Annotated in this window: 12 protein-coding genes; 3 read left to right on the forward strand and 9 right to left on the reverse strand. The window is 68.7% G+C overall.

Annotated elements, in window-relative coordinates; genetic code table 11:
- From B551_RS05040 to B551_RS05050, 3 genes are all read right to left on the reverse strand, one after another.
- A partial coding sequence (locus B551_RS05040; protein ID WP_023263598.1) for a DNA translocase FtsK 4TM domain-containing protein occupies positions 1 to 1599 on the reverse strand: 1599 nt, incomplete at its 3' end.
- A 96-nt stretch (positions 1600 to 1695) separates the two neighbouring features.
- Positions 1696 to 2109 carry a DoxX family protein gene (locus tag B551_RS05045; protein ID WP_006578273.1) on the reverse strand — a complete coding sequence of 138 codons (414 nt, stop codon included), beginning with the start codon at positions 2107 to 2109 and terminating at the stop codon, positions 1696 to 1698.
- 225 nt (positions 2110 to 2334) lie between these two features.
- The gene (locus tag B551_RS05050) at positions 2335 to 3300 is read right to left on the reverse strand and encodes a LysR substrate-binding domain-containing protein (protein ID WP_043437485.1); all 966 of its coding nucleotides are present in this window, start codon (positions 3298 to 3300) and stop codon (positions 2335 to 2337) included.
- A gap of 150 nt (positions 3301 to 3450) precedes the next feature.
- Here B551_RS05050 and B551_RS05055 point away from each other — a divergent pair, with 150 nt between their 5' ends.
- Positions 3451 to 4074 carry an FMN-dependent NADH-azoreductase gene (locus B551_RS05055; protein WP_006578271.1) on the forward strand — a complete coding sequence of 208 codons (624 nt, stop codon included), beginning with the start codon at positions 3451 to 3453 and terminating at the stop codon, positions 4072 to 4074.
- A gap of 221 nt (positions 4075 to 4295) precedes the next feature.
- Complete coding sequence (gene egtB, locus B551_RS05060) at positions 4296 to 5597, forward strand: ergothioneine biosynthesis protein EgtB (RefSeq protein WP_023263599.1); 1302 nt, start codon at positions 4296 to 4298, stop codon at positions 5595 to 5597.
- 213 nt (positions 5598 to 5810) lie between these two features.
- Here egtB and B551_RS05065 read toward each other — a convergent pair whose 3' ends face one another.
- The 6 genes from B551_RS05065 to mltG all read right to left on the reverse strand — a co-directional run bounded on the left by B551_RS05065 (position 5811) and on the right by mltG (position 10743).
- Positions 5811 to 6533, reverse strand: a complete 723-nt coding sequence (locus B551_RS05065; protein ID WP_043437481.1) for an ankyrin repeat domain-containing protein — start codon at positions 6531 to 6533, stop codon at positions 5811 to 5813.
- Positions 6526 to 7323, reverse strand: a complete 798-nt coding sequence (locus tag B551_RS05070; protein ID WP_006578268.1) for a TatD family hydrolase — start codon at positions 7321 to 7323, stop codon at positions 6526 to 6528. Before B551_RS05070 ends, B551_RS05065 begins: the two co-directional genes overlap by 8 nt.
- A gap of 41 nt (positions 7324 to 7364) precedes the next feature.
- Positions 7365 to 7883: a GNAT family N-acetyltransferase gene (locus B551_RS05075; protein ID WP_006578267.1), complete on the reverse strand. Its 519-nt coding sequence runs from the start codon at positions 7881 to 7883 to the stop codon at positions 7365 to 7367.
- An 83-nt stretch (positions 7884 to 7966) separates the two neighbouring features.
- A complete protein-coding gene (locus tag B551_RS05080; RefSeq protein ID WP_006578266.1) occupies positions 7967 to 8998 on the reverse strand; it encodes a DNA polymerase III subunit delta' in 1032 nt (343 codons plus the stop codon).
- Positions 8999 to 9115: 117 nt separating this feature from the next.
- On the reverse strand, positions 9116 to 9730 hold the full coding sequence (gene tmk, locus B551_RS05085; RefSeq protein ID WP_006578265.1) for a dTMP kinase: 615 nt from the start codon (positions 9728 to 9730) through the stop codon (positions 9116 to 9118).
- A gap of 17 nt (positions 9731 to 9747) precedes the next feature.
- Positions 9748 to 10743, reverse strand: coding sequence for an endolytic transglycosylase MltG (gene mltG, locus B551_RS05090; protein WP_006578264.1), 996 nt, complete (start codon positions 10741 to 10743; stop codon positions 9748 to 9750).
- Between the two features lie 307 nt (positions 10744 to 11050).
- Here mltG and B551_RS05095 point away from each other — a divergent pair.
- Positions 11051 to 11395, forward strand: a 345-nt coding sequence (locus B551_RS05095) for a folate-binding protein YgfZ (protein WP_023263600.1), incomplete at its 3' end; no start/stop codon positions are given.

An 11395-nucleotide genomic window follows, 5' to 3' on the forward strand; every position in this document is an offset into this window, starting at 1 on the left:
GACCGCGGGCGGCGCTGCGGCGTCGAGCGGCACGGCGCGGCCGACCACGGCCGGCAGCACGATGCGGGGCTTTTGCGCCGGGGCCGGCGTGGGGTCGGCTGTTTCCGGTGCGGCTTCGCGCGCGGCTTCCGAAGTGTGTTCCATCGTGCCGGCGGACGCTGCGGCGACATCGTCCGACTCGTGCCACGGCGGTTCCCAGGCTGGCGTGGGCATGGCCGCGGGCGCCGGCTTTGGAGTCGGCTCGATGTTCGGCTCGGACGCCGGCTCTGGTTGAGGCTCCGAGTCCGGTTCGAAGGTCGACGGCAATGCGGCCATCGGCGTCGCGTCATCCGATTGCGTCGGCGCGGCCTCGAGGACCGCGTCGACCGGAATGTGCTGAGCTTCGATCGGAGCGGCCGGCCCGCCGTCAGCCGCGAGCTCGCTGCCCGGCTGGCCCTGTTCGGCGCCAGCCAGTGCGCGCAGTTCGGCCAGCAGCGCCTGCGCCTCGGCGCGGATCGCCTCGTACGCGGCGGTCTGCTCGGCGTCCGCTGGCTCCGCTTCGGCCGGGTGAGATTCGGCCGGCGCGGCCGTCGCTTCCGCTACGGCCATCGGTTCGGCTACGGCTGCCGCTGCGGCCACGTCGTCGGCCGACACGGAGGTGCCCTGCTCCACGGCCGGCGCCGCCGTCGGGGAAGGCACCGCTACGTTGCCGCCATTCGCCGGCACAGCGCTCGCCGCCCTCGCCTGCGGCTGCGCTGCGGGCAACGTCGTGATTGCAGCGCGCAAACCCAGTTGCGGCTGATGGAAGGGACTGGCGACGACGGTCGCGCGCAGTTGCCCGCGCGACGAAGCGGCGGCGGCAGCGGACGCGGTCGATGCCACAGCGGCCGTCGGCGCAACGGCTGCCGGCCGCGATGGTGCCGAAGCGGTCGTCCTGGCGGGCGGAGATTTCTGCGCTGGCGCGGTTGCCGCGGCGCTCGCCGGTGGAACGGTTCGGGTCGGTTGCGTCGGATGCAGCCAGATTTCGCCGGGCTGTGGCGGCGACACGCGGGTGCGCGGCGGCGGTTGCCACGCCGGCGACCGTCGGGCCGACACCGCTTCGATGCCCTTGTGGCGGGCCGTCGGGCGCCGGACGCTGTCGTCGCCAACCGGCGTCCATCGCGTGGCCGCGGGAGCCGGCATGGAAGCTTCACGCAGCGGACGCGACGCGGCAGGCACCGCTTCTTCGCTGGCATCGCCGGCAGCGGCATGGCGCCGCGGCTTGCGTGCGAACAGGCTGGGCCAGGTCTCGCCGAACACCATCGGCGCGGCCAGCGCCAGCACACCGAGCATCAGCAGCAGCGCGCCAGTCCAGCCGAACAGATCGGCCGCGATGCCGGCCACCCCTGCCCCGGCGGCGCCGCCGGAGGACGCGGTGGATTCCACGTCGGACGAGGCCGACGCGCTCGCGGTCAGCGCCTCGAGCGCCGCGCTCGCGCACAGCGTCAGCGCACTGCCGAGCCAGACGCGCAGCGTGCCGGGCCCGGAAAACACCGGCTGTCCTGCCAGCATGCGCGCCACCATGCGCCACGCCAGCGGCAACAGCCAGAAGGTCGACAATCCGAACCAGCCCAAACCCATATCGCTACGCCATCGAAAAAACCACGGGCAGCGATTGTAGCGGTTATGCCGCCGGTGCCGTCCCTGCCACAGCCAAAAAACGCCGCGCGCGGCGGATCAATTCAGCGGCCCGCCGGCTCCGCCGACGCTGAAGCGGCCCGCACCGAGCAGCATCACCGCGACCGCGGCGCCGAGGAACATGCCCTGCAGTTCCAGCTCCCAGCCACCGCTCTTGTTGAGCATGCCCAGCTGATGCATATGGACCAGGCCGACCGCGAACAGCATGTTGATGACGATCACCAGCGCCGCGGCGCGCGTCCACAGGCCGATGATCAGCAGCACGGGCGCCAGCACTTCGCCGATGTAGACGCCATAGGCGAGGAAGGAAGGCAGGCCCGCCTGGTCGACCATCTGCACGATGTGGCCGGGGCCGTTGACCACCTTGGCGATGCCGTGCAGCAGGATCAGTATTCCCAGCACGATGCGCAGCACCGCCTTGCCCAGATCCTGAGAACCATGAGTAGCAGCCATCGATGTCACTCCTTTTGTGATTGACGCAAACGGGTCCCCGGTTTGATCCGTGCGCGGACGTTGTAGGCGCCTTGCGCTGCACGCGAGGCGCCTCTGTACCTTAGCGCCGGTTCGCGTGAAGGTAAAGCCGCAAATGCTTGCGGAGTCCTTGCTGGGCGCGGGTTGTGGCGCGGATCGCAACACCGCGGCATGCCGCCCCGCGCCGAACCGTCCGCACGACGCGGATCAGCCCGGGGCCGCCGGCGGCAGCGGTTGGTTCATGCCGGGCGGCATGATCGGCTGCATGCCGGCCTGGCGCACGTTCTCGGGCAGGATCTCGGTCAGGAAATCCAGGAAGCGCCGCACCGCCGGCGGCATGCCGGTCCTCGATGGGAAGACCGCGTGCAGGGTCCCGACCGGCATGCGCCATTGCGGCAGCAGCACTTCCAGCTCGCCGCGCTCGATCGCCTCGCGGCAATACATGCGCGGCAGCATCGCGACGCCGATCCCTTCGACCGCCGCCGACAGCAGCACCGCGAACTCGTCGCAGACCAGCCGGGGATCGTAGGGAATCTGCGTGGGGGGCTCGTCGCCGATCGACAGGTTCCACACATGGCGCCCATCGTGCGGCTTCTGCCCGACGCCGGGCACGCCAGCCAGCGCCTTGGGCGTTCGCGGCCGGCCGATCGCGTCGAGCAGGCCGGGGCTCGCCACCAGCGTCAGCGGACTGGAGCCGAAGGCGCGGATCGCCAGCGACGAGTCGTCGAGCACCTCGCGCACGCGCAGCGCCAGGTCGTAGCCCTCCCCGATCACGTCGACGCGCCGATTGGTGGCGTCGATTTCAACCCGCACGCCGGGGTTCTCGCGCATGAAGCGCCCGATCGACGGGGCCAGCAGGTTCTGCGCGATGCCGACCGCGCAGGCGACGCGCAGATGTCCGCCGGGCTGGGCGCGTGCCTGCTCGACGACGTCGCGCGCGGCCTGCGCCTCCGACAGCATCGCCTTGCAGCGCTCGTAGAACGCCTCGCCCAGCGGCGTCACGCGGACCTGCCGCGTGGTCCGGCGCAGCAACTGCACGCCGAGCTCCTTTTCCAGCTGGGCGATGCGCCGGCTCAGGCGCGACTTGGGCACACCGGTGGCGCGGCTGGCGGCGGAGAAGCTGCCGTGCTGCACCACCTGGGCATACAGATAGAGATCGTTGAGGTCTTGCATGGTCGCCATCGTAAGGGCTGAACGGCCGGCGTGGCCGGGGTAGCTCGTTCTATAGGCAGAACAATAATTTCCATTATGGATCACTACCGACATCAATCGCCAGCCATTATCTTTCCTCCCATCCAAACCAATTCCGATGTGGAGAGCGTGATGAAGATTCTGCAAATCGATTCGAGCGTACTGGGCGACAACTCGGTGTCGCGCAGCCTGACGGCGCAAGTGGTGGCGGATCTGCGCGGCCGCCATCCCGAGGCCACCGTGACCGTGCGCGATCTGGACAAGGAGGCGGCGCCTCACCTGTCCGGCCATCTGCTGCCGGTGCTGGGCGGCCCGAAGGAAGGGCTGGACCCGGTGCAGCAGGCCGAACTGGAGCGCACCGAGGCCTGGCTGAAGGAATTCCTCGAGGCCGACGTGCTGGTGCTGGGCGTGCCGCAATACAACTTCGGCATCCCCAGCCAGCTCAAGGGCTGGATCGACCGGATCGCCCAGGCCGGCCGCACCTTCCGCTATACCGAAAACGGTCCGGTGGGCCTGGCCGGCGGCAAGAAGACCATTGTGGTGTCCTCGCGCGGCGGCGTGCGCCAGGACCCGAACGGCCTGGATCTGCACGAGGTCACGATCGACACGGTGCTGCGCTTCCTCGGCATCACGGACATCACCTATGTCCGCGCCCATGGCCTGGCGATGGGTCCGGAATACCGGACTGCCGGCCTCGATGCCGCCCAGCGCGAGCTGGCCGCGCTCAACGACGAGAACGGCCGCCTGGCCGCCTGATCGCGGCGATGCTGACAGGCCTCTGACGGCAAGCGCCGTCAGAGGCTGCCCGACTCCCCGCAGGGAGGGAACGCGTCTATGATGGAGCGGTTCGTACCTGCGGTTTCGGCGTACGCCCACTCGGGGGAGCAGGCGCTGCCGCGCGATGCGCGGGCTGGCCGGAACCGGCCACGGCGACGGTGCCAGGCAGGCATCGCCGCGCCATCGACCCCGGAGCCCGCATGCCCTCTTCCCTGTTGCCCGCCAGCGTCGTCCCCCCTCCGCAGGAGCCGGCGCTGCTGTCCCGGTATCGCCATATCCGCGCCGCCACCGAAGCGATGGTGGCCGATATCAGCGACGCCGACGCGACGGTGCAATCGATGGACGATGCCAGCCCGGCCAAATGGCATCTGGCCCATACCACCTGGTTCTTCGAGGAATTCGTGCTGACGGCGCGCATCCCGGACTACGAGCCGGTCGATGCGCGCTACCGCTATCTGTTCAATTCGTATTACGAGGCCGTGGGCGCGCGCCATCCGCGCCCGCGCCGGGGCCTGCTGACCCGGCCCACGCTGGACGAGGTGCTGGCCTACCGCGAAGCGGTCGACGAGGCGATGTTCGATCTGCTGATGCGCGCGCAGACCGACGAGGAGGCCGCGCTGATCGAACTGGGCCTCAATCACGAACAGCAGCATCAGGAGCTGCTGCTGACCGACATCCTGCATCTGTTCGCGCAGAATCCGCTCAAGCCGGCGTTCGCGCCCGAACTGGTGGCCCCGGTGATCGCCGATCCGCGGCCCGCGCCGGAATGGCTGACCTTCTCCGGCGGCGTGGTGTCGATCGGCCATGAGCTCGGCCAGGATCGCGCCGGCTTCGCGTTCGATTGCGAGGGGCCGCGGCACCAGGTGCTGCTGCGCCCCTACCAGTTGTCTTCGCACCCGGTGACCAACCGGCAGTGGTTCGAATTCATCGAGGATGGCGGCTATCGCAGCGCCGGGCTGTGGCTGTCGGACGGCTGGCGCTGGGTCGGCGAGCAAGGCATCGAGGCGCCGCTGTATTGGGAGGAGCGCGACGGCACCTGGTGGCAGATGACGTTGCGCGGCATGCATCCGGTCGATCCGGAGAGCCCGGTCACCCATATCAGCTACTACGAGGCCGATGCCTTCGCGCGCTGGGCCGAACGCCGGCTGCCGACCGAGGCCGAATGGGAGCACGCGGCGCGCAACCTGCCGGCCACAGGCAATTTCCTGGAAGGCCGCGCGCTGCGGCCGCTGCCCGACCGGCAGAACACCGCCGGCGCGCTGCGCCAGATGTACGGCGACGTCTGGGAATGGACCGCCAGCGCCTTCCTGCCTTATCCGGGCTTCCGCCCCAGCCCCGGCGCGGTCGGCGAGTACAACGGCAAATTCATGAGCAACCAGATGGTGCTGCGCGGCGGCTCGTGCGTGACACCCGAGTCCCATATCCGCGCGACCTACCGCAATTTCTTCTATCCGCACCAGCGCTGGCAGTTCACCGGCGTGCGGCTGGCGGACGATGCCTAGCCGGCCGTTGCCGCGATCCGCTTGATCGCTCGGCCGGATCGGCCGGCTGTAGCGATGGTTGGCTCCCTCTCCCGCTTGCGGGAGAGGGATGGGGAGAGGGAAATTGCGCTCGTTCTTCCGCTGCCGTCTGACATGACGAGCGCCCTTGTCTCCCCCAACCCCTCTCCCGCACGCGGGAGAGGGGAGCAAACCCCGGGGTCGCTCAGGCCCGCTTCACCAACCCGCCTTCCCCTTGCCGCCGTCCATCGGCGTGTCCGGAAACTGCTTCTGCCAGCGCGAGCGCAGCCCCTGGGCGATTTCCGGCTGGTTATAACGGTCGGCGAAATCGATCGCCGTCATGCCCTGCTGGTTGCGGATCCGCAGGTCGGCGCCCTCGTCCAGCAGCAGCTTGACCGTCTCGATATGGCCGCCACGCGTGGCCATCATCAGCGGCGTGGTGCCGTTCGGGCTTTCCGCGTCGACATAGGCTGACTCTTCCAGCAGGTAGCGGACGATCTCCAGATGGCCGTTGGTGGCCGCGTAGTGCAGCGGAGTCCAGCCGGTCTTGTTGATTTCGACCTGGCGCTGCTCGACCATCAGCTTGACCATGTCCAGCTGGCCTTGCAGCGCGGCCATCATCAGCGCGGTTTCGCCGGCGGCATTGGTCTTGTCGAAATCGAGGTTCTTCGCCTGGATCAGTGCTTCGGCGGCCTTCAGCGACTTCTCGCGCAGCGCCGCCACCAGCAGCGGATCGCCACGGCGGTCGGTCAGGTTCGGATCGACGCCGCGCGACAGCAGCTTGCGCACTTCATAACCGTTGTCCAGTTCGACCGCCAGCCGGAGGTCGTCGGCCGGCGCCGCCAGCGCGGGCAGCGCGCCGACGGTCAGCGCCGCGGCCAGCACCGTGGCCCGCATCGACACCAGCAAAGGGCTGCGTAGCGACTTCATATCAAGCATTAGCAGTCCTCTCTATGTGCTTGAACAGATTGAAGAAGTTATCCGTCGTCTGCTGCGCGATCTGCTCCACCGGCAGCCCCCGCAGCGTGGCGATGAACTCGCCGACATGCCGCACCCAGGCCGGCTCGTTGGTCTTGCCGCGATACGGCACCGGCGCGAGATACGGCGAATCGGTCTCGATCAACATCCGCTCGAGCGGCACCTTGCGCGCGGTCTCCTGCAGCTCGACCGCGTTCTTGAAGGTCACGATGCCCGAGAACGAGATATGGAAGCCCATGTCCAGCGCCTGCCGGGCGACGTCCCAGGTCTCGGTGAAGCAGTGCAGCACGCCGCCGACCGCGCCCGCGTCCTCTTCCCGCATCAGCCGCAGCGTGTCTTCGGCCGACGAACGCGTATGGATGATCAGCGGCTTGCCCGTCTGGCGCGCGGCGCGGATATGGGTGCGGAACCGCTCGCGCTGCCATTCCATCTCGTCGACGCTGCGGCCATTGAGCCGGTAGTAGTCCAGCCCCGTTTCCCCGGTGCCGACCACGCGCGGATGGTTCGACAGCGCGACCAGCCGCTCGACGGTCGGCTCCTCGGCGCCGTCCTCGTAGTCCGGATGCACGCCCACCGAGGCGTACAGGTTCGCATGCTGCTCGGCCAGCGCCAGCACGCGCGGGAAATCCTCCAGCGTCACCGAGATGCACAGCGCGTGGGTGACCTGGTTCTCGCGCATGTGGGCCAGCAGTTCGGGCAATCGCGCGGAAAGGTCGGGGAAATCGAGGTGGCAATGGGAATCGACAAACATGGCAGATCGGGGAATCGGGCAGATTGGGCGGACGGGACAGATCAAGCGCTCTGGTCGACGCGCCGCCCCACGATGATCAGGTCGCGCTCGATGCCGTCGAGCACCGCGACGCGCGGCAGTTCGCCCCAGCGGGCAAAGCCGAGCCGTTCGAACAGCGCCAGGCTGGGCGCGTTATGGCCAAAGATGAAGCCGAGCAAGGTATTGACGCCGATCGCCGGCGCGTGGGCCATCGCCCGCTCCAGCAGCAGGCGGCCCAGGCCCTGCCCGCGAAAGCGCTCGTCCAGGTAAATGGACACCTCGCTGGTGGCGCCATAGGCGGGCCGGCCATAGAAATCCGAATAGCTGAGCCAGCCGGCCAGTTGGCCGCTAGCGTCCTCGACCACCCACAGCGGCCGGCGCTCGGGACCGTGCGCATCGAACCACGGCTGACGCGAGGCGACGCTGACCGGCTCGGTGTCGGCGGTGACCATCCGCGAGGCAACCGTGCCGTTATAGATCGCGACGATGCCGGGCAGGTCCTGGCGCTGTGCGTCACGCACGGTGAAACCGCTTGCTTCCATGTTTCTCTTCTTTTTTAAATCAAACTGTTATGGCAGGAACTTCACGTCTTTTATGAGAAACGCGCCGCCGGTGTGAGCCACGCTTAAGCCGGCTGCCGCGGGAACAGCTGCCGGTAGTCCATCAGCACCGCCTCCATCACCAGACGCGCCGCCAGCGGATGCTGCTCGTGGCGGCGGTGCTGGACCAGTCGTCCGGCGAAAGCCTGCAGCCGATGCGCGTCGGTCGCCCCGGCGCAGCGCCGCAGCGCCGCCATCTCGCCCGGGAAATAGCGCGCTGCGCCCTCGCCGCCGAGGCATAGCGCCAGCAGATCGTAGGTCCAGCGCTGCAGGATGCCCAGCACCGACGGCACCGGCAGCTTCTGCAGCTGCTCGGCGGCGGCCAGCGCGTCGAGGGCGGGACCCGTGGCAAGCTGTCCGACCAGCCAGCGCTGCAGCGGCAGTTCTTCGGCCTCGGCCGCATGCAGCGCCGTCAAGGGCGCCCCGCCGGCCTGCGCCAGTTGGGCCGGCGCATCGGCGACACCTTGCGCGCGCAACCATTCGAGCGCAGCCTGCTCGCCCGGCCGGCGCAGCGCGACCTGGCGGCAGCGCGACAGGATCGTCGGCAGGATCCGGTCGATCCGGTCGGTGACCAGCAGGAACACCGTCGCCGGCGGCGGTTCCTCCAGCGTCTTCAGCAGCGCGTTGGCGCCTTCGTGCTGCAGTGCGTCGAGCGGGTAGATCACGACCGGCCGCAGCCCGGAGCGGTGCGTGCCGATGCCGACCGCCTCGATCAGCGCCCGTACTTGCTCCATCCGGATGATCTTGCTGGGCGCCTTCTTCTTCCCGCCGCCCTCGTCGGCCTTGGCGTCGGCATCTGAATCGCCGCCTTCCATCGCCTCCGGGCGCACCACGGTGAAGTCCGGATGGTTGCCCTGGCCGAACCAGTGGCAGGCGGCGCAGGTGCCGCAGGGCTGGCCATCGGCGAGCGGGGTATCGCACAGCAGCGCCTGGGCAAAGTGCAGCGCCAGGTCGCGCTTGCCGATGCCTTGCTGGCCATGCAGCAGCAGCGCGTGCGGCAGCCGGCCGCGCAGCGCCATCAGTTGCCGCCAGTCTTCGGTTTGCCAGGGATAGAGCATGGAAATCAACGAGTTATCGGCAGAAATTGATGTAATTTGAGAGCATGGGACGTTGTTGCGGATTCGACAACGACGATACCGCGCTCCCTATCATCGAGTCTTGATACTGTATGTGCTTCAAAGACTTGCGAGAATTTCCTCAAGCGTCTTCTGAATATCCGCGATCGGCCGCGTGCTGTCGATCAGACGGAAGCGCATCGGTGCCTCTTCTGCCCGCCTCAGGTATTCGGCCCGGGTCCGCGCAAAGAAGGAGGCCGACTCGGCCTCGAACTTGTCCGGCTCGCGCGCGCCGGCCAGGCGGGCGCTGGCGACCTCCAGCGGCACATCGAACAGCAGCGTCAGGTCCGGCTGCAGATCGCCCTGCACCCAGCGCTCCAGCGTTTCCAGCCGCTCCCGGGCCAGGCCGCGGCCGCCGCCCTGGTAGGCGAACGTCGCATCGGTAAATCGGTCGGAGAGGACCCAGTCGCCGCGCGCGAGCGCCGGTTCGATGACTTCGGCCAGATGCTCGCGGCGGGCGGCAAACATCAGCAGCGCCTCGGTCTCCAGATGCATCGGCCGGTGCAGCAGCAATTGGCGCAGGTCCTCGCCCAGCGCGGTGCCGCCTGGCTCGCGGGTCGTCACCACTTGCCTGCCCTGCCCCAGCCGCTGCTGCAGGCGCTCGGCGAACCACGCCAGGTGCGTGCTCTTGCCGGCGCCGTCGATGCCTTCGAAGGTAATGAATGTTCCGCGCATGGCGATCGTGTTCGTGATTATTTGCCGCGCTGGTATTGATCGACCGCGCGATTGTGTTCGGGAAGCGAGTTGGAGAAGTGGCTGGTGCCGTCGCCGCGGGCGACGAAATACAGCGCGTCGGTCGGCGCCGGCGTGGTCGCCGCCGCCAGCGACGCCACGCCCGGCAGGGCGATCGGCGTGGGCGGCAGGCCGGTGCGGGTGTACGTATTGTACGGAGTGTCGGCCTGCAGATCGCGCTTGCGCAGGTTGCCGTCGAACACCTCGCCGATGCCGTAGATCACGGTCGGATCGGTCTGCAGCATCATGTTCTTGCGCAGCCGGTTGATGAAGACGGCGGCGATCATCGGCCGTTCGGCGGCCTGGCCGGTCTCCTTCTCGACGATCGACGCCATGATCAGCGCGTCGTAAGGCGTCTTGTACGGCAGGTCGGGCGAGCGCGCGTTCCAGGCCTCGTTCAGGCGCCGCTGCATCGCCCGGTAGGCGTGCTTGTACAGCTCCACATCGCTGCTGCCGCGGGCGAACAGATAGGTGTCGGGGAAGAACAGCCCCTCGGCCGAGGGCTCGGTGGCGCCGATCGCCTTCAGCAGGTCCGCCTCGCTCATCCCCTTGGTGTCGTGGCGCAAGGCCGGATGGGCATCGACGGCCGCGCGCATGCGGCGGAATTCCCACCCCTCGATCACCGTCAGCACATGGTGGTTGACCTCACCCCGCGCGATGCGGCCGATCACCTGCAGCGGCGTGACGCCGCTCTCGAACTGGTAGCCGCCCGCCTTCAGGCTGGCGTGATTGCCGGTCGCCCGGGCCAGCAGCACGAACAGCCGGGTATCGATCGGCACGCCGCCGCGGGCCACCTGACGGGCGACGCTCGGCACGCTGGAATTGGGTTTGATGATCACTTCGAGCGGCGAGCTGCGCAGCGTCAGCGGCTGGTTGGCCCACCAGGCGAAGGCGCCGGCGGCGGCCAGCGCGAATGCCACGGCGGCCAGAACCAGCCGGGAGAAAAAACGTTTCATCGACAAGCTTGGGTAAGGTGCGGATAAATGCGCTCAACGGGCGGAGCTGCGCGCGGATCTGCGTGCAGCCTGCGTGTATCGGTGCGGCAGGCCCTGCCGGGCAGCGCCAACAGGGCAAGCGGCGGAGGTGGCAGGCTCCACCGGTGACCAGAAGACGGCCGCCGGCCGCAATGACGGCAGACCCATATAATACCGGGAGCCTTGTCCGGGGCCGCCGCTCGCCGAGTCACAAGTTGTGACAGGCCCCGCACAAGCCATCCGCCAACCGTCCCGGCCCGCGCGCCGGCTTCGAATTCGAATTCTCTCCATGCACGCCCCCAATCCCGCCCGCGCCGCCCAGTTCGCCGCCCTGCGCCAGGACGGCGTCGTTTGCCGCCCCGCCAACGTCGGCCTGATCCGCGTGGCCGGCGATGATGCCGCCACCTTCCTGCACAGCCAGCTGACCAACGCCGTCGAGGACCTGCCGCAGGGGCAGGCCCGGCTGGCCGGCTATTGCTCCGCCAAGGGCCGCCTGATGGCGACGCTGCTGATCTGGCGCGACGCCCACGGCATCGCCATGCAGCTGTCGGCCGACCTGCAGCCGGCGATCCAGAAGCGGCTGTCGATGTTCGTGCTGCGCGCCAAGGCCAGGCTGTCGGACCTGGGCGCCGAG

Source organism: Cupriavidus sp. HPC(L), assembly GCF_000307735.3.
Classification (GTDB): Bacteria; Pseudomonadota; Gammaproteobacteria; order Burkholderiales; family Burkholderiaceae; genus Cupriavidus.